The 18,210-nt window shown below is 47.8% G+C and carries 16 protein-coding genes and 1 other RNA gene; 12 read left to right on the forward strand and 5 right to left on the reverse strand.

Annotation, left to right across the window (positions count from 1 at the left end; all coding sequences use genetic code 11):
* Positions 1-315: 315 nt before the first annotated feature.
* Positions 316-498: non-coding RNA, 6S RNA (gene ssrS / locus GA003_10525), on the reverse strand.
* Positions 499-663: 165 nt separating this feature from the next.
* Between ssrS and GA003_10530 the strand changes: the two genes are divergently transcribed.
* Positions 664-804: a hypothetical protein gene (locus GA003_10530; protein QXD26487.1), complete on the forward strand. Its 141-nt coding sequence runs from the start codon at positions 664-666 to the stop codon at positions 802-804.
* A 1-nt stretch (position 805) separates the two neighbouring features.
* The gene (gene argA, locus GA003_10535) at positions 806-2,119 is read left to right on the forward strand and encodes an amino-acid N-acetyltransferase (GenBank protein ID QXD26488.1); all 1,314 of its coding nucleotides are present in this window, start codon (positions 806-808) and stop codon (positions 2,117-2,119) included.
* A gap of 137 nt (positions 2,120-2,256) precedes the next feature.
* Here the strand turns inward: argA and GA003_10540 are convergent, their stop codons facing one another.
* Complete coding sequence (locus GA003_10540) at positions 2,257-3,678, reverse strand: Mur ligase (protein ID QXD26489.1); 1,422 nt, start codon at positions 3,676-3,678, stop codon at positions 2,257-2,259.
* Positions 3,679-3,846: 168 nt separating this feature from the next.
* Between GA003_10540 and GA003_10545 the strand changes: the two genes are divergently transcribed.
* The 4 genes from GA003_10545 to GA003_10560 all read left to right on the forward strand — a co-directional run bounded on the left by GA003_10545 (position 3,847) and on the right by GA003_10560 (position 7,348).
* On the forward strand, positions 3,847-4,332 hold the full coding sequence (locus GA003_10545) for a low molecular weight protein arginine phosphatase (protein QXD26490.1): 486 nt from the start codon (positions 3,847-3,849) through the stop codon (positions 4,330-4,332).
* Positions 4,329-4,775 (forward strand): ribose 5-phosphate isomerase B, encoded by a 447-nt coding sequence (rpiB, locus tag GA003_10550; protein QXD26491.1) that lies wholly within the window; start codon positions 4,329-4,331, stop codon positions 4,773-4,775. The genes GA003_10545 and rpiB overlap by 4 nt, the downstream gene beginning before the upstream one ends.
* Before the next feature lie 86 nt (positions 4,776-4,861).
* A complete protein-coding gene (locus tag GA003_10555) occupies positions 4,862-5,632 on the forward strand; it encodes a prepilin-type N-terminal cleavage/methylation domain-containing protein (GenBank protein QXD26492.1) in 771 nt (256 codons plus the stop codon).
* A 48-nt stretch (positions 5,633-5,680) separates the two neighbouring features.
* Positions 5,681-7,348: a putative manganese-dependent inorganic diphosphatase gene (locus tag GA003_10560; GenBank protein QXD26493.1), complete on the forward strand. Its 1,668-nt coding sequence runs from the start codon at positions 5,681-5,683 to the stop codon at positions 7,346-7,348.
* A 32-nt stretch (positions 7,349-7,380) separates the two neighbouring features.
* Here the strand turns inward: GA003_10560 and glgA are convergent, their stop codons facing one another.
* Positions 7,381-8,859: a glycogen synthase GlgA gene (gene glgA / locus GA003_10565; protein ID QXD26494.1), complete on the reverse strand. Its 1,479-nt coding sequence runs from the start codon at positions 8,857-8,859 to the stop codon at positions 7,381-7,383.
* A gap of 55 nt (positions 8,860-8,914) precedes the next feature.
* On the opposite strand from glgA, the gene rnr reads away from it, so the two are divergent.
* The 6 genes from rnr to GA003_10595 all read left to right on the forward strand — a co-directional run bounded on the left by rnr (position 8,915) and on the right by GA003_10595 (position 15,531).
* The gene (gene rnr / locus GA003_10570; GenBank protein QXD26495.1) at positions 8,915-11,338 is read left to right on the forward strand and encodes a ribonuclease R; all 2,424 of its coding nucleotides are present in this window, start codon (positions 8,915-8,917) and stop codon (positions 11,336-11,338) included.
* 266 nt (positions 11,339-11,604) lie between these two features.
* The gene (locus tag GA003_10575) at positions 11,605-12,141 is read left to right on the forward strand and encodes a hypothetical protein (GenBank protein ID QXD26496.1); all 537 of its coding nucleotides are present in this window, start codon (positions 11,605-11,607) and stop codon (positions 12,139-12,141) included.
* Positions 12,142-12,183: 42 nt separating this feature from the next.
* On the forward strand, positions 12,184-12,654 hold the full coding sequence (locus tag GA003_10580; protein QXD26497.1) for a bifunctional nuclease family protein: 471 nt from the start codon (positions 12,184-12,186) through the stop codon (positions 12,652-12,654).
* A 74-nt stretch (positions 12,655-12,728) separates the two neighbouring features.
* Positions 12,729-13,736 carry a tRNA-dihydrouridine synthase family protein gene (locus GA003_10585; GenBank protein ID QXD30407.1) on the forward strand — a complete coding sequence of 336 codons (1,008 nt, stop codon included), beginning with the start codon at positions 12,729-12,731 and terminating at the stop codon, positions 13,734-13,736.
* Between the two features lie 24 nt (positions 13,737-13,760).
* A complete protein-coding gene (locus GA003_10590) occupies positions 13,761-14,435 on the forward strand; it encodes a rhomboid family intramembrane serine protease (GenBank protein ID QXD26498.1) in 675 nt (224 codons plus the stop codon).
* Positions 14,436-14,520: 85 nt separating this feature from the next.
* Entirely contained in the window at positions 14,521-15,531 is a 1,011-nt protein-coding gene (locus GA003_10595; protein ID QXD26499.1) for a hypothetical protein, read from the forward strand.
* 166 nt (positions 15,532-15,697) lie between these two features.
* Here GA003_10595 and GA003_10600 read toward each other — a convergent pair whose 3' ends face one another.
* Together GA003_10600 and GA003_10605 are read right to left on the reverse strand one after the other, a co-directional pair.
* The gene (locus GA003_10600) at positions 15,698-16,462 is read right to left on the reverse strand and encodes an SDR family oxidoreductase (protein QXD26500.1); all 765 of its coding nucleotides are present in this window, start codon (positions 16,460-16,462) and stop codon (positions 15,698-15,700) included.
* A 77-nt stretch (positions 16,463-16,539) separates the two neighbouring features.
* Positions 16,540-18,201, reverse strand: coding sequence for a sulfatase (locus GA003_10605; protein ID QXD26501.1), 1,662 nt, complete (start codon positions 18,199-18,201; stop codon positions 16,540-16,542).
* Between the last annotated feature and the right edge of the window lie 9 nt (positions 18,202-18,210).

Here is an 18,210-nt window from a genome sequence, read left to right on the forward strand (position 1 = left end):
CATGCTGACCGCTCGAGTAACTTGACTGAAGCCGACGCTTTCCTGTTGGAGCAGGGTGACAATGCCTCCCTGAACGTATATTGATCGTAACATACTACCCACCTGACAAGTAGGTTTGGGAGGCAGCGCCACTTGCTAGTTAGCAATATGGGCAAATACCTCGTATCATTAATAGCTCCAACTGTGGCAAAGTATTAGGGGGATTTTTTTTAGGACGAATGCCATCGTTCGCTTCATCCTTTTTTTACATTTCGCCCAGTAAGGTGCGATATGAGCGCACTATCCGTACAACAAAAAGCCCCCGAAGGGGCAATGGCGTATCCACCATTGTGTCGTATGCTTCAGTTGCCCCAAACCTTTGAAAATAAGGTGGGTGCTTTCCTCTCAGACTTTTGCCTTCCGATTTACGGCCTGACAGCCATCTGAGCGGGTCAAGCTCCCGAATAAAGGAACTAAAGGATTAAGGCGTTCGTTGCACTTCGAGCACAGCAGAATACACACGATAAAGCGTAGGAGCGCAAAGGGGTCCGTCAACGGCGAACGTTTCCTTTCCAAAGTATTTTACTTGTAGTTGATTCTTCTGTATGGCTTGGGAGTTTGCTTCGGTTGAAACCAAAGAAATGAGTTGCTCCTCCGACGCCGGGACACTTAATGGCACCCCAAATGGACAAGGATCCTCAACCTACTGGTTCTCATGAACAAACAGAATCACCCAAGAAGCCAAGCAAGCCCTGGCCCATGTGGTGGGTGATCGCATTTGTAGCCGTCTACATTGCCATTTATACTTTCTGGCGCCTAAAGTAACATGACCGATCCAGTCACAGATTCTATTTCCGACATTAAGCCGACTGACCTGAGGGGTATTCTTAAATATGTACCGATGTTTCAGAATCAGACCTTCGTCATATCGGTTGATGGCCGCATTGTCGAAGATCCTCAGTTTAACAGCCTGCTGCTAGACATTGCCGTCCTCAGGAACCTGCAAATCAAAGTCATTCTGGTTTTCGGGATTGGCCAACCCTTGCGTCAATTGACGGAAAGTAATGGGGAAACTGCCAGTGACATCCATGGAACCGGCAAGGTGGATGACACGACTCTGAAACTGGCAACCAAGGCCGCAGGGAATGTATCGCACAACATTATGCAGGGTCTCACAAAAATGGGAATCAAGTGCGCTGCCACCAACGCAGTGCGAGCGACTCCAGTCGGTATTATAAAAGGAGAAAACCAGCTCCATCTGGGCAAGGTGGATCGGGTGGATACTGAATCTCTTCAACAGATCCTGAGCAACCATATGGTGCCCTTGATCTCCCCGATCGCTTTCGATCGAAATGGCGAAAGCTTGAGGCTCGACTCTGATCATTTGGCTACGGAAGTGGCTGTATCTATCGCCGCCTCGAAGATTTTATTTATTACCTCGCACAGCGGGCTGACCATCGATGGTCAATTTCACCGAGCCCTTGAAACTGAGCAGTTGCGTACTTTGTTCAGGGCGCATGCTGAGGAACTCGATGAAACCATACAGAGAAAATGTCGCCATGCATTGCAAGCTCTCGATGGAGGAGTTTCGCGGGTACATATATTGGACGGACTTGAAGCGGACAGCCTCCTCAATGAGGTGTTCTCATCCGTTGGTGTTGGAACTCTCTTTTATAACCACGACTACCAGAAAGTTCGCGCTGCTCGCCCGGCCGACGCCCAAGCTCTTTTTGAACTTACTCGCGAATCTACTGAAAACGAAGTGCTGGAACAACGCTCTCTCAAACAAATAGAAGAGCGCATTGATTCGTATTTTGTATATGAAATCGACGGTTACATTCTCGGTTGTGGTTCACTCGTAGCCTACCCAGACAATCAAAGCTTTGAGATCGCCTCTCTGATCGTCAAAAAGACCCAAGCTGGCAAAGGTCTGGGACAGAAGCTGGTCGCATTCGCGGAAAAACAAGCCGCAAGCAAAGGAGGCACTCGCCTCTTCGCACTCAGCACCCAAACCTTTCGATTCTTCACACAGAAATGTGGATTCACGGAAGGAGGCAGAGAGAACCTGCCAAGTTCCCGAGCAGATAAGCTAGAAGCTAGCCAACGAAACTCTAAGGTACTTGTTAAGGAGCTGGCATAGAGTAGAACAGGCATCTTGCCTGTTTGCTGCTAACAGAGATTTCCAAGGATTATATAAGTGTGATCCCGAATCCATTTTTTCAGCAAGATAATTACCGACGTTATCTGAAAATAAACAGACAAGATACCTGTTCTACTTCACTCACCTCGAAGCTTTGCCAGATAATCAGCCAAGGGCTTCCCAAAAGATCCATTGGTAAAGATAATCACCAAGCGTCCAACGTCCCCAGGTAATTCCTCTAAATCCGCAAACAAACTTTCTTTGCTGAGGCAGGCTTTAGCCGAAAGGCATTGTTCACTCAACGTCTCGACCATCGCATTCGTATCCATACGAGAGTCATCAGAATATATTTCAGCGCGGTGGACAGGAGATATCAGCACACGATGAGCAGTGCCTAAGGCTCCCATAAATTCCTCCTGCAACACATTCGTAGCAGAAGTATTACTTCGTGGTTCAAATACGGCTACCACTTCACGCTCTGGATAACAGTTTTTGAATGATTCAATGCACAGTCGAATCGCAGTCGGATGATGAGCAAAGTCTTCGATCACGAATAGCTGTTCCGATTCAAACAACACGTCTTGCCGACGTGCAACACCTCTGTAGCCATCCAATGAATGATGTGAACAGAAATCCATTGGATGTTCCCTGTTAACCGCAAAACCAGACGCGAGCATGGCCATAGCCGTATTCCTTGCATTGAAAATGCCGTTTAGCTGAGTCGAAACTTCCAAGGACTTGCCTGCCTTAGAGTCGACCAACCTAAAGGCACTGCCACTAGGCCCCTCATTAAAATCCTGAATAATGAAGTCGTTATTATCTTCTACTCCCACGAAACAAACTTGGGTCCAGGATACAGGAAGAAGCTCGCGAATCACCGGATCATCCCCATTGGCCAGAATAACTCCATTGCCTGGCACAATCCTTATAAGATGATTAAAGGTCCGCTTCACATCCGCTAGATCCCGAAAGATGTCAGCGTGATCGAATTCAATATTATTAATCACCAAAACATCGGGGCGATAATGGATAAATTTGCTGCGCTTGTCGAAAAAGGCGGAATCATATTCGTCCCCTTCCAAAACAAAAGGACTTGTCCCATTTCCTAATTCCGAACCTGAAGAGAGGGAATTGGGCACTCCTCCAATCAACCAACCAGGATCTTGGTCCCCTTGTTTCAAAAGCCACGCGGTCAAAGCGGTAGTCGTGGTTTTCCCATGCGTGCCGGTGATCACGATTCGAGATCGATCACCTAAAAGTTGATTATCGATGAGCGCTGGAAGACTCGTAAAAGAAAACTGTTTGCGCCTAAGAATAAATTCCACCTCAGGATTTCCGCGCGTCACGGCGTTTCCTACCACTACTAAGTCTGGCTGAAACGTTTCCAGATTGCTTTCATCCCAACCGGCGAAGCATTGAACACCCGCCTCTTCTAGAACGGTACTCATGGGAGTGTAAATCCCCTGATCGGAACCAGCGATTGTGTGACCCGCACGCTGCATCAGCACCGCAACATTGCCCATGGCCGTGCCACAGATCCCGATGAAATAGATTCTCATTTTGAGTAAAACAAGGCCAAGTCCTGTCTAAAGAATCAAGAACAGATTTTGAAACCTGGGAAGCATTGCTTGAGAATGACGAAAAAGAGTCATTTTTTAATTTTTGAGGCTGACACTCAACCCTCGGACTCTCTGAATGTGGGCCAGCGTATCTTAATTATCTAATCCGTGTCAGGAAGACTCCTATTTATCTGCACAGGCAACACTTGCCGAAGCCCCATGGCTGAGCGACTGGTTCAGCACGCATTGTCGGTTGAAGCCCCACCGTTGAATCAGCTCAAAGTAAGGTCGGCTGGCATCGCTGCAGGGAACGGCTGTCCAGCCTCATCGAACTCAATTGCCGCACTCAAGAAGGTGGGCATCGACTTGAATGACCATGCCTCCACTCAGGCAACAGAGGAGACTCTCCTGGAGGCAGATCTCATTTTTGCCATGACCGATTCACACTTGGATTCGGTGCGCTATCATCTGGGAGACCAAGCCGAAGGCCGAATCCACCTAATGCGGGAATTCATGAACAATACTTCCGACCAACAAATTCCAGATCCTTTCGGGGGTGGTTTTGCAGATTACGAATACACCCGAGATTCCATGGTAGAAGCGATCCCAAGTCTCATCGCATTTCTAAAAACTAAATTTCCAGCCGCAACATGAATATAAGCCTAGGCACCGACCACGGCGGCGTCGACTTGAGAGAAAAAGTCGCCGCTTACCTTAAAGAAGAAGGACACACCGTGTTAGACCATGGAGCCTTCAATGAAGATTCGGTCGATTATCCCGACTACGCAAAGCTGGTTTGTGGCGACATCACGGACGGAAGAGCTGACTACGGCCTTCTTATTTGCAAATCTGGGATAGGCATGAGCATCAGCGCCAACAAAGCGCAAGGTATCAGAGCCGCGCTTGTCGCTTTCGATGAAGACGCGGCTATGACTCGCAAACACAATAATTCCAATGTTTTGGTATTGCCCGGAAAGCACACGACGGACCAGCAAGCCTATGACCGAATCAAGGATTTCATTTCCACCGAATTCGAAGGCGGCCGTCATGCTCGTCGTGTCGATAAAATGGAAGTTCAAGGAGAGACCTGCTGCTAATAGGAACCTAGAGGGACAGATAATCACTCCCGGATGCTCATTTTAGCATTGAAACTAAGGTCCAGGACACGATCTATTCTAGGAACATGAAAGCAGAGACCCGTCGAGAGCGCTCCCCAAAACAGGGATTTACGCTTATTGAGTTGATAACGGTGATCACCATTGTGGGTATTTTGGCCGGGCTCCTCTACCCCACCATTACCGGAATTTTAAATCGGGCCAAGCGTGCGGAATCGTCCAACAATCTAAAACAGATTGCCAACGCTTACCAACAATACCGTTCTGACAATAACGGGCGAAACGTTCCCATCCGGATTGCCAAGAACCCGAACTCAGGCCAAGACGCCGTTTTCGAGGCAACCACCGTTTACCACCTGGCATATGAACTTGCTTGGCGTGGTTACTTATACGAAGGAGCCATCTACCAGATTTCAACGGACCGGTATGTTGAACTAAAAGGCGTAAAACCTCAGGCAGTAGCGGAGCGGGATTCAGCAGGTTCCCCTTGGGTTTTATCTCAGATCTTTTCACAGTCAGCTGTCAGCTTTGATCTGGTAGCCGGACTCTCTTCCAACGCACCCTCGTCTCCACCGGTTGCTTTTACCAGAGGTCTCGATTCTCAGACTGGGAAATGGGACAGCGATGAAATCGTGTCCCCTTATGGTGCAGATGTTGGCCACATCGCCTTTTTAGACGGAAATGTTGAGTGGTATAGCAGCACCAATGGTGAGCTAACCAATCCCATAACTCGCAGGCCGACTACCAATTTCCTTCAATCGATATCTCAAGGTGCCCGAATCTTCGGCGATCCTGATCAAAGTCTACTCGATGGGAAAGAGGGAATATCTTCCACCTGATATCCTTAATACCGCCCTTCATCCATTTCCCAGAAACATGCTCCCATCATGTCTGATCCAATATATGTAATTGGTCACAAGAATCCCGATGCGGATTCTATCTGCGCAGCCATTGCCTACGCTGATTTTAAAAACAAGCTTACCCAGTCATCCGATTACGTTGCTGCCAGGTGTGGTAATTCCAATGCACGGATCGATGCCATCCTCGACTATTTCAACATGTCACTGCCCTTATTCATTGGGGACGTCACTCCTCGATTGCGGGACATTATGATCTCAGATGTGCGGTCCGTGAAAACAGGCGCAACTTGCATTGAGGCACTAGAAGTCATTGATGAATTTGATGTACGTTCGGTACCTGTGGTTGAGGAAGACGGTTCCGTAAAAGGCCTACTATCCATTTTCCAAATGGGGGAATTTTTCATACCGAAAATCAGAGAACCGTTCTCCATGCGAAGAGTTGTTTCCTCTGTTCAGGCCATTATAAATTCAATCGACGCCAAGATACTTAATTCGAATAAGCCAGACGAGGTGGAAGAGATGTTTGTCCGAGTAGGTGCAATGGATATTCGCTCATTCGGAACATTCACCGAAGAGGAAAAAATTCCAGCCGAGCAAAGTATTATTGTCGTCGGAGATCGGTACGACATTCAATCCAAGTCCATTTACAGTGGCGTGCGACTGCTCGTCATTACAGGTGGCCTCGATGTTGATCCAGAAATTGTAGAACTGGCCAAAGAGAAAGGCGTCAACCTTATCATCAGCCCCTATGATTCTGCAACAACGGCATGGACGATTCGCTCTGCAACCTTGGTGAAAGACATGGTCGATACCAAGTTTACAAAATTCGGACCTGAAGAGACGGTGAAGGATGTCCGTCGCCGAACGGCCATGATCAACAGCCCTATTTATTTTGTAATGGATGATAAAGACCGGATGTTGGGGATATTTTCCAAAACCGATCTGTTACGCCCTACCAAATCCAAAATCATCCTGGTGGATCACAATGAAGTTGGCCAAGCCGTAAACGGGGCATCAGAGGTAAACATTCTGGAGATCATCGATCATCACCGCTTGGGGAACACACCTACTTCTCAGCCCATACTTTTCATCAACGAACCGGTGGGCTCATCCTGCACGATTGTCGCTGATCAATATCAGCGTTTCAGTATTCAACCCTCCCCAGAGATCGCAGGCATCATGATGTCGGGTATCATTTCCGACACTCTTCATTTGAATAGTCCTACCTCTACCGCAAAGGACAAAGAAATACTAAGCTGGTTGGCAGGCATTGCCGATGTGGAATCGAATGAGCTTTCCCAAACGATCTTCAATGCAGGATCCATCATTGTATCTAATACTCCCGAAGAAGTCATTACAGCCGACCAAAAGATGTATTGCGAAGGAGAGATAAGCTACTCTGTTTCCCAAGTTGAAGAACTCGGCATGGAAAATTTCTGGGAGAAAAAAGATATTCTATTGCAAGCCCTCAAAGACTTCCGGAAGCAGGAAGATCTTTATATGGCAACCCTGCTGGTAACCGATATTAATTCTCAGAATTCTTTACTCCTTGTTGCAGGAGAAAGAGAGTTTCTCGAACGCATTTCCTATCCAATTGTGGAATCGAACTGCATTTTCGACCTTCCTGGAATCGTATCGCGGAAGAAACAGTTGATTCCTTACCTTACAGGAATTTTGGAAGCTGCACCGGCGTAAGGCCCAAAGAGACTGACTAGACCCATTCCTGATTAACGGCCCCAAGGATTGTGAGTCTGAGATTCTCCAAATAAAACTTTCTTGTACAAGTCTTCGTAATCCATAGCGGATACTTTCCAGGAGAAATCTCTTTCCATGCCTTCTTTTTGTACGGCCTTATATCGAGTTTGGTCTTTGTGAAGTTTGAAGGAGCTTGCTAATCCCTCTTTCAATCCAGTCTCGTCAGGAGTCACAACGACTCCGGTACCACCTTCGGGATGCTCTTCTGCATCGATGACCGTATCGGCTAATCCTCCGACTTTGCTGACAATAGGGACTGTGCCATAGCGCTGGCTGTACATCTGATTCAAGCCACAAGGCTCAAATCGTGAAGGCATGAGAAAAAAATCAGACCCCGCCTCGATCATATGACTCAAAGATTCGTCGTAATCAAAAGACACATACACCTTATCCGGAAGCTGGGCCTGTAGCTTTTTCAAGCCCTGCTCCAATTTGGGATCGCCTTTTCCCAGTACGACAAAACGAACATCATTGTCTGAAAAGAACGCCTTTTGCTTCAAAATGAAATCGACTCCCTTTTGATCAGTTAGCCTCGAGACACAGCCATAAACGGGAACTTCTTTACCTCCCTTAAGCCCCGCACGTTTCAAAAGAGCAGCTTTATTCTTAGCTTTTCCGGCCATCTTGCGAATCGAGTAATGTTCTTCAATCAGTGGGTCCTTGGCTGGATTCCAAACCGCGGTATCAATTCCATTAAGGATTGCGTAAAGTTCCTTTTTGCGACGGGCAAGAACGCCTTCCAATCCACAACCAAACTCAGGATCCAGGATTTCCTTTGCATACGTGGGGCTCACGGTGGTCACCGCGTCTGAAAAGAAGATACCTCCTTTGAGGAAATTTATCTGCCCATAAAACTCCAGGCTATCTATTCCGTAGAAGGGCGCAGGCAAGTTCGTTAATTGAAAACTCTTCTCAGGAAATACTCCCTGAAAAGCCAGATTATGGATGGTAAGCACACTACGTGCCCCTACTTGCGTACCTTTCTGAGCTTCCGCAACCCTTGCAAACAAAGGGACCAAAGCCGATTGCCAATCATGACAATGCAGAATATCGGCATGAAAATTCTCATGTACCAAAGTGTCAACTACAGCCTTGCAAAAGAAAATGAATCGCGCATCGTTGTCGCTGTAATCTCGGCCCTTGGGTCCGTAGGGAAAGCTTCGGTCAAAAAATTCATCTCGACCGATCAGATACAGATCCAAGTGCTTACCCAACTTTAGTTTATAAACCTCACCTACCAAGACGTCGTCTCCTACCTTTATGGCCAACGAATGGAGTTGTTGAGCTTTTTTGAAAGCATCAGACTCCTTGATCGTCCGATAAAGAGGGAGAAAACTAACTACATCATGCCCCTGCTTGGCAGTATGATGTGTGAGAGCTCCGACTACGTCAGCCAGTCCACCCGTCTTAACGAAGGGTACCTGTTCACTGCTTATGTGAACTATTTTCATATTGGCTACGTTGAGTCATCGAGAGTTATTAGCCAAGCAAAACGAAATCAAATTTATGAAATTTAAGAAACCCATTTTAGAACTCCTCAGTTCACCTGACTATATTCCCCTTTCCGCCAAGGCCATTGCCTCGGCACTGAGCATAAAAAACAAGTTTATGCAGAAGGAATTGGACCAGGCACTGAAGCAATTATTATCAGGGGGCCAGATCGTCCGCATTAAGAACGGGCGCTATATTATCCCGACAGATGCTGACTTGCTCAGCGGTATCATTCGATTCCGCCAGAGCGGAAGCGCCATTTTGCTACCCGATCCTGTACTAGGAGGAAAACTTCCGACTCCACTACCCATTCGGTCAGAGGACACAGGAGTAGCTCTTCACGGAGATCGGGTGGTCGTGCGAAAGATGACAACCCCCAAGCGCCTATATGGAAAGAGAAAAGGCGGAAGACGCTTGTCCAAGGAAAAGGAAACAACTGGGAGAGTCATAGAAATAACGACCCGAAAGAACCCCAATATGGTCGGGACGCTACGGCGAGCTCAGTATTTCTGGTATGTCGTACCAGACAGTCCGCAAATCCATAAGGACATCGTGGTCAAGGCTCCCAAGAAATCGGGATTAGATCCCATCCCTTCGGTGGGAGATAAGGTCACCGTAAAGATGGAAGCCTGGGAAGACCGCAATATGAGCCCAGAAGGTACCATTATCGAGGTCTTAGGAAAAACCTTCTCTCCAGGAGCGGAATACAAAGGGGTCCTAAGAAAGTTTAATCTACAGCCCGAGTTTCCGGCTGATGTACTTGCGGAAGTCAAAAACCTCGCCAAAACCGTTCAAGAAGAGGACCTCGTGGGACGGCAAGACTTCACCAAGATTTTTACCTTCACCATCGATCCGGATGACGCGAAAGATTTCGATGATGCGCTATCCGTAGAGTATGTGGATAATGGAAATATTCGAATCGGGGTTCATATCGCCGATGTAGGAGCTTACGTAAAACCTGGCACTCGTTTAGATAGCGAAGCCACCAAACGCGGGAACTCAACCTACCTCGTAGGCACCGTGATCCCCATGCTACCCGAGCAACTCTCCAATGGCCTTTGCAGCCTGAAAGAGGATGTCATCCGCCTGACCAAGAGCGTCGTATTTACCTTTTCTCCGGAGGGCAAGATTCGCCGCGTTAACTATGCGAATTCCTATATTCGCAGCCGTAAGCGTCTTACCTACAAACAGGCCTATGTCCTGATGAAAGAAGATAACATCCAGGCCGCTCGCGAGCTTCCCCTACCCCCGAAACACCAAACGGGATCGACCGGCCGCGCCTTGAAGGAATTGTCGAATAAAGAACTCACTGATTTACAAAAAGCCATACGCAGCTGTTGGTCGATCGCTACCGTGCTCCGCAAAAAACGGTTCGAACGAGGCAGTCTCGATCTGGATATGCCGGAGGTAAAAATCTACGTCGACGAAAAGGGCTACGCCGATCGCATGGAACGAGTAGAGAATGATGAAAGCCATCAGCTAATTGAAGAGTTCATGCTCGCCGCCAATGAAGGAGTAGCCCGTGAGCTCCGTAAGAACAACTTCCCAGCCATCTATCGCGTTCACGAAAAACCCGATGAACAAAAGTTGTATGAGCTCTCCGAAACGATGCTCACTCATGGACTAGATACCGGCGATTTAAACAGCAAACGCGAAGTAGTAAAGTTGCTGGCAGCGATCAAGTCCCACTCTTATGGCTACACACTCCGCATCCAGTTTTTAAGGTCATTAAGGCAAGCCTGTTACATGGCAGAACCATTGGGACACTATGGCCTGCACAAAAGCAACTACACGCATTTTACTTCTCCTATCCGACGCTACTCAGATCTCATCGTTCATCGCATCTTTGAGAATTACTTGGTTCGCCATCGTGGCCAACCCGAGCTACCGAGACAACAGATCAGATACAAACAATCTAGACTCCTTGAGATTGCCCAACAAGTCACCTTGCGAGAACAAAACAGCACGGAAGCTGAAAGAGAATCGGTCAAAATCAAGCAACTCGAATTCTTTGAGCGAGAAGCCAATAAAAAGGACAAAACCATTTTTGACGCCGCGGTGTTGGAAATCAAAAACCACGGATTGTTTGTTGAGTTGAAGGAGTCATTGGTCTTCGGACTGCTACCGACCTCCAGTTTGAAGGATGACCTTTACCATGTATCGCAAGACGGAATCGAACTTTATGGACGAAGGACCAAGAAGCGCATTCGAGTGGGAGAAACCATCCAGGTGGTTGTGTCGAAAGTAGACAGATTCAAACGCCTCATAGACTTCAACATCTCAAACCAAAATGGAGGTGAATCAGCGGATGAGCAAAAGAGACAGGAGAAACGAAGCAAGCCTCGAACGGATGGACAAAAGAGCCAAAAGAAACGAACCAAGCCTCGGGCGGATGGGAATAAAGGTAACTACCCGAAGAAGAAAAGAAGGAATCGTTAACAATACGGCTATAAACGGCTAGTCAATTGCTCCCATCCTTCTTGCCTTTTGGCCAAAGGCTATAGCAAGACGCGGCGGGAACTTTCCAAGGCGTTTCGCAGCTTAGTTGAATGATCAATATGGCATCGTTGGAAACACCAATGACCGTCTCTCAGCTATGAAAGCCCGTCCAGGTCTTTTAACCTTGGCTATATTTTGCATAATTCGAAGCAGGCCTAGTTAAGCTTTGGGTTGCAACATCCGACCAACTCCACAAAACAATCTGTATGGATCATTACACCTTTCATAAAAGACTTAAGGAAATCTGGCAAAAGGGTTATGACGACTATCAAGCAGGTGGTCGCGAGCCGGGTGCCTATTTAACAGAAGACGACCAGGCATTCCTGGCCGAAATTGGCGCAAATCAACAGGATGTTTATGACGCCACCGATGATTGGATCCGCTATGGCGGCCCCGACTGGGAAACCTTTCTGGCAGTACAGGTCCTGCGCTTTAACTACTTCAAACTGGTAATGAAGGGCGAGCCTGGAACCTATGTTCGCCCCATTGACGAATACACGCCTAAACAAAGTGAAATCAACGGCATCCCCTGGCTTCCTCGTATCATCGAAAAGGCGCAGCACAAACTACGTGGTGAGCTCGAACCCGACGTCATGTATGGCTGTGGAGGCGACCGCGATTTCTTCCAGAAGCATAATCTCCATGCGGCAGAATTCCTGCAACTCGTCTGGAACAACTTCGATGATCCACAAACCATAGCCAGCTACCTGGAAGAACACTCCCCTATTCTACAAAAAGCGTAAAGGCACTTGCCGACACTTCGGGAGTTATTTTTAGTTCAAATCATGGAGAACGAGGTTTTACCGGTTACCATCAAAGGGCTCATTCCCACCAGCACAGGTGTGGCTGTTTTCTTGGGCACAGAGGATAAGACCTTTGTCATTTATATCGACCCGGCGGTGGGACAGTCACTGTCGTTGGCCATCAATGAAGTCAAACGAAGCAGACCCCTTACCCACGATCTGATCAGTCACATACTGATGGGATTGGAAGCGAAGCTCGACCGTATCATAATCAATGATGTCGATGCGGATAAATTCTTTGCGCGCCTCATCTTGAATATGGAAAACGAGCTGGGGAAAAAGATTATGGAAATCGATGCTCGTCCCAGTGATTCATTAGTCCTTGCGGTGCAAAACAAACGCCCCATCTACGTCTCACAAAAAGTCTACGACTCAGTAGATGACATGACTCAAGTCTTCGAAGATATTAAGAATCGAAACGAAGAAAGCGACAATCCGAGTCCGGAAATTTAAGTCCTCCTATTTCGATGTCTCGGCCGCTGCCAGAACCGATCCTCCCAGATCAACCCTGTACCGCCCTCGCTCCCATGCAGGATGTCACCACTTGGGAGTTCATGAAAGTGGTTCATCAATTTGGCTCACCTGATTATTACGTCACTGAATATTTCCGGGTTCACGAAACCTCAAAGCTGGAAAAGCATATCCTGTTTTCCATCACTGATAATCCGACAGACCGCCCGGTATTTGCTCAGCTGATTGGCGAAAATCTCGATTATCTAAAACGCACCGTTGAGGACTTGGCTTCGCACCCGATTGCAGGCATCGATATCAATCTCGGTTGTCCTGCTCCAAAAGTGTACAAGAAGAATGTGGGTGGTGGTCTGCTGCGTGACCTCGATCAAGTGGATAAAATCTTCGGTCTCCTGAAAGAGATTTCGCCACACCGTTTCACCGTCAAAACACGTATCGGATTTGAAGATACTGAACCCTTCCAAGGACTCCTGGACCTGATCAATAAGCATGGCGTCGATATGCTTAGTTTACACGGTCGCACCGTGAAAGAAATGTATTGGGCGGATGTGCATTACGACTACATCGCAGAAGCAGTTAAACGAGCCAACTGCCCGGTCTTGGCTAATGGCAATGTAACCAGCTACTTGAAAGCAGAGGACGTTTTCAAAAGCACCGGATGCCATGGGCTGATGATTGGTCGATCAGCGATTCGCAATCCCTGGATTTTTCGTCAGATCCGAGAACACTTTTCAGGACAGCCAATCTTCCAACCCAGTTTGGGTGATGTGTATCAATATGCGCAGCTACTTATTGATACCTACTACAATCCCAAGGTACCTGAAATCAATCGGGTCAATAAGCTGAAAAAGTTTTTCAACTTTATCGGTCTCAGCGCAGATCCTGAAGGACAATTTCTATATGAGATACGTAGAGTCCGTTCGCTTGAAGCCATGAACGACGTACTTCAACGTCATCTTAAAGATAAAGCGGATGAGCCTTTCAGCAACGAACCCTATGAAGGATTAGTCGCTCGCCCCAATCGGGAAACACGAGTGACGCCACTCGTTCCATCGAAAACTTAGGCCTCCAAAACCAGGCAGAATCATATGAACGAAACTACCGCACTCGTTACGCTCATCATTATCGGGCTATCGGCCATTATGACCTTTCAGGGCTTTAAGAATCAGTCTCTATTTGCGCGCTACATGTTCGACAATGAACTCATCGTTCGAAACAAGGAATACGAACGCCTGCTTACTTCAGGATTGCTTCACGCCGACTGGATGCACTTCGCGTTCAACATGTTCAGTCTGTATTCATTTGGAACCTACCTCGAACTCTCCTATTCCCCCTCAGTCCTACTCTTCATTTATATTACATCCATCCTCGGTGGTAACCTTCTATCGATGCTCATCTATAGAAATAAACCCTACCGAGCTATCGGCGCATCCGGCGGAGTGTGCGGAGTCATTTACGCTGCTATCTTCTTACTCCCTGGCGGAAACATTATGATTTTTCCACTCCCACTTCCCATCCCCTCTTGGGTCTATGCCATTCTGTTTCTACTCATCTCCGCTTATGGCATGCGGTCCGCTCGCACCAACGTAGGCCATGTGGCCCACTTGGGTGGAGCACTCATTGGTCTAGCCGTTACCTTTCTTATGTTTCCGCAAAAAGTGCTGGCTCTGCCGGAACTTCTCGGGTTGGTGCTGCTGATTTCAGCAGGCATCGTCATTGCAGAATTATACCGCAAACGTAAAGAAAGCCCCTACCCAGGCTGAGCATTGCAGATATCACTTAAACCCAAGCTCATTTTCCTGTAAATCAAGCTGGAAGTGTGAGGCTCAGTTCCTCAACGTGGTAACCATGTCATCCATTTCCCTAAAAACATCAGTCGATCTCGGGATTGTCCCCACACACATCAAATTCGTTGGCGGACTTGTTCCCGACGAATCCGGTAAGCTACCTCGTAATGAAGACGGTAAGCTTCGCCTGGTAGCGGAAGCAGAGCATTTACTAGCGAACTCTCCAGCGCCGATTTCAACGATTCAGGTACCGTTTTTCCCCGGCCTTGACCAAACGGAAGTCGATGAGATGTTCGAAGCCATTAAGAGCACAGGCGTTAAGCCCCTTCTAATTATGATGGTCGGAGGTGGTAACCCTATGGACCCAGCCGATGAAGATTCTGTAATCCCCGGTTTGGTTGAAGGTCTTGAAGCAGCCAAACGTCATGGAATCGAGCATGTATCCTCTACCACACTTGAAGAGTGGATGAAACAAGGGGCAACTGAACTGACTGGTGATGCTTTTGATGCCGCTGTGGCGCAGCTTGGTAAACTACATGCCCGTGCCGTTCGCGAGGCGAACGCTCTCAATAGTTGTATCAAACACTGGCACATCGAATTTCTCAGAGGCATTGAATTTCAAACCTTTACCGATGTCCGCAAAGGCTGGGCAGCAGTGAAAGCGATGAACGCAGAACTTGGCGGAAGTTTCTTCAAAATCATCGTCGACGCTGCTCACTGCGGAGACTCCGCTTTGAACATGGTCGAGAACGCTGAAGCCATTAAAGAGATTGGTGCCGAAGGCGGGATTTCGATGTTTCATGCATCTGCTAAAACCACTCGCGGTTGTCTTTCAACAGATGATGGCTGGATCGGCCACCTCCTAACGGCCTGCGCGGAAACAGGGAACCTGGAAATCGTTCTGGTTGAACTGTTCCACCATGAGGATGCGGCATTAGCAGGCTTGCGCGAAGCGGACCCTGGGCACGGTATTGATACCACAGACGGCCGCAGTTACTCTCAGTGCACGATCGATGGATTGGTCGACGTGGCTCGCCGCATGAACAACCTGGTTACGCGAGGAAAGCTGTAAGCTCCTCTCCTACAAGTTACCTGTGGTTGCATAAAAGGTAGGGCTCAATTCTACCTCCAATGAAGCCACGTTCGACAGAACGTGGATGTTTGCTTTTTTACGGGTCGACGGTGTATCCACCGTCGCTACTTGGAATCCTCCTGAGGAAGATAAAGTTTGATTGAAACTACCTCAACAGCGTGGATCCGCCATCGATGTCGTAGGCACTACCCGTAATAAAAGAAGCCTCGTCGCTACATAGGAAAACAGCCAACGCTCCGATCTCTTCTGGCCTCCCCATTCTACCGATAGGTTGAAAGGTCGAGAGTTTTTCAAACATCTCCTCCCTGTTATCCGGGTAATTTTTATCCAAATAAGAATCGACAAAAGCGGTATGAACACGCCCTGGACAGAGGCAATTCGATCGAATGCCATCTTTCAGATAATCCTTGGCTACGGATAAGGTCATGGCAAAGACAGCTCCTTTACTGGCCGAATAGGCGAATCGATCAGAAATACCAATTTTACTGGCGATAGATGCCAAATTCAAAACGGCACCACCCCCGTTGGCTTTCATTCCAGGCATGGCAGCATGCAAACAATTATAGGGTCCCTTAATGTTTACTGCATAGATCTTATCCATCTCCTCAGAAGACGTAGCCTCGACGTTCCCAATGGAAGCGATACCAGCGTTGTTTACTAAAATATCAGCAGGACCGAGTGCCAGGAATAGCGATGTAACGGCCTCAGCATCGGTAACGTCCAAGTGATGGTAACTGGCGGTGCCACCAGCATCGGTGATTAATGAAACCGTCTCCTGCCCTCCGGCTTCGTTGACATCTAAAACAAATACTTCTGCTCCTTCTTCTCCGAAACGCAGAGAGATGGCCTGACCGATTCCCGATCCAGCGCCCGTAACAAATGCCTTCTTATCCTTAAGCTTGAGATCCATGACGATAGATCATCGAACTTCAGTTAAGAAAATCGATTAAATAATTCCCTCAAGAGTGAATCTCTCTCCGGGAGTGTCTAAAGCTTTCCAGCTTTCACCAGCTCAGCTTCACGAATCTTCTTAAACTGATGGGAGATCTGAATCGCCCTTTGACGGTCTTCATCATTATAATCCCAGAATTCCTGGACGACCCGTTCCGTTGCAGGATAGTGAGAACCGTCGTCTCCGATATCTTTACGCAATTGAGCGAATTTTGCTTTGAGTGCATCACGAACTTCTCGATAAGCCGGAACATCGTAAACGTTATTTAACTCATGAGGATCTCGCTGAAGGTCATAGAGCTCCCAGCCGGGTGGCGTGCGATAGTCCCCCTTATAATTGGTACCATAGAAATAAATCAGCTTATGCGTCTTTGTCCGCATCGCCATTTCACCGGGGTTGTCATGGTGCGCCATATGCATCCAGTAGCGGTAGTAGGCTGCATCTTTCCAACCAACCGGTTCTTTTCCTGTTTCGCAAATCTGACGAAATGATTTTCCTTGGACGCTGGCAGGAATATCTGCACCCGCGTAATCAAGCATGAGAGCCGGATAGTCTACGTTCTCAATGATCGCATCCGTGCGAATACCTGAAGGAATGGCCTTCGGATAGCGAAGGATGAAGGGCATGCGTTGTGACTCATCGTAGGCCCATCGTTTGTCCTGAAAATCTTTTTCTCCCAACCAGAAACCTTGGTCACCGGTGTAAATGATGATGGTGTTATCGTAAATACCCTCTGCCTTCATGTAGTCGAACAGGCGCTTCAAATTGTCATCCACCCCTTTTACACAACGTAGGTATTTTTTCAGGTAAGCCTGATAAGAGATACGGGTAGTCTCCACTTCACTTAATTTAGCCGGATCATAATCATCCGGATATTCTTCAGGGAAAAAGTCGTAGAGGTGAGTCGCATAGGAACGACGAGGATTCCGTTTACCAATGGAGGTGCCGATGTGTGGGGTCAGCTCGTCATTGTGACCACGCGTGCCAATAGAGCCCCAGGTGTCGGGTACATCGTAGAGGGTTTGTGGTTCGGGTATTTCAACGTTGGCCAAATAAGACTGATAACGAGGAGCGTTTTCAAAGTAGTCGTGTGGCGCTTTGTATTGGTGGCAAATAAAGAAGGGCTTGTCCGGGTCGCGTTCATTCTCCATCCAGTCCAAGGTCGCATCGGTAATCACATCCGTTGAGTGCTCACCCTTATGCACTTCTACATTCTGTGGCCAAGGCTTGTTCCCTTGAGTGCGCAATTCCGTATCAAAGTATTTCCCCTGACCCGGTAGCACTTTGTAGTAGTCAAAGTTTGGCTCTACCTTCAAATGCCACTTCCCGATCATCGCGGTCTGATAACCAGCCTTTTTCATCTGAATCGGCAGCATCTGTTTTTCTGGAGCAACATTGCCCCCCAAATCAAACACGCCGTTGATGTGATTGTATTGCCCAGTCATAATACAGGCGCGAGACGGCGTGCAAATGGAGTTCGTCACAAATGCGTTTTCAAAAAGTATGCCCTCTTCAGCCAGGCTATCAATGGTTGGTGTCGGATCCAAATCCTTGAGCAAGGTAGCATAGGCACCTACCGCTTGCGCCGTATGGTCATCTGACATGATGAAGAGAATATTCGGTCTGTCTGCTGCCTTGGCAAAAACGGCTGAAAGCATGACTAAAGCCAATAAGGATACAATTCGGGTAAATTTCATAAGGGTAAG

The sequence above is a fragment of the Opitutia bacterium ISCC 52 genome, from assembly GCA_014529675.2.
Lineage (GTDB): Bacteria > Verrucomicrobiota > Verrucomicrobiia > Opitutales > UBA2995 > UBA2995.

Coding starts and splice junctions, on each gene's coding strand:
- GA003_10555 (QXD26492.1), top strand. CDS start 4,862: ATGAAAGCAGAGACCCGTCGAGAGCGCTCCCCAAAACAGGGATTTACG.
- GA003_10575 (QXD26496.1), top strand. CDS start 11,605: ATGGATCATTACACCTTTCATAAAAGACTTAAGGAAATCTGGCAAAAG.
- rpiB (QXD26491.1), top strand. CDS start 4,329: ATGAATATAAGCCTAGGCACCGACCACGGCGGCGTCGACTTGAGAGAA.
- GA003_10530 (QXD26487.1), top strand. CDS start 664: ATGGACAAGGATCCTCAACCTACTGGTTCTCATGAACAAACAGAATCA.
- GA003_10540 (QXD26489.1), bottom strand. CDS start 3,678: ATGAGAATCTATTTCATCGGGATCTGTGGCACGGCCATGGGCAATGTT.
- GA003_10580 (QXD26497.1), top strand. CDS start 12,184: ATGGAGAACGAGGTTTTACCGGTTACCATCAAAGGGCTCATTCCCACC.
- GA003_10585 (QXD30407.1), top strand. CDS start 12,729: ATGCAGGATGTCACCACTTGGGAGTTCATGAAAGTGGTTCATCAATTT.
- glgA (QXD26494.1), bottom strand. CDS start 8,859: ATGAAAATAGTTCACATAAGCAGTGAACAGGTACCCTTCGTTAAGACG.
- GA003_10560 (QXD26493.1), top strand. CDS start 5,681: ATGTCTGATCCAATATATGTAATTGGTCACAAGAATCCCGATGCGGAT.
- GA003_10595 (QXD26499.1), top strand. CDS start 14,521: ATGTCATCCATTTCCCTAAAAACATCAGTCGATCTCGGGATTGTCCCC.
- GA003_10605 (QXD26501.1), bottom strand. CDS start 18,201: ATGAAATTTACCCGAATTGTATCCTTATTGGCTTTAGTCATGCTTTCA.
- GA003_10590 (QXD26498.1), top strand. CDS start 13,761: ATGAACGAAACTACCGCACTCGTTACGCTCATCATTATCGGGCTATCG.
- GA003_10600 (QXD26500.1), bottom strand. CDS start 16,462: ATGGATCTCAAGCTTAAGGATAAGAAGGCATTTGTTACGGGCGCTGGA.
- rnr (QXD26495.1), top strand. CDS start 8,915: ATGAAATTTAAGAAACCCATTTTAGAACTCCTCAGTTCACCTGACTAT.
- argA (QXD26488.1), top strand. CDS start 806: ATGACCGATCCAGTCACAGATTCTATTTCCGACATTAAGCCGACTGAC.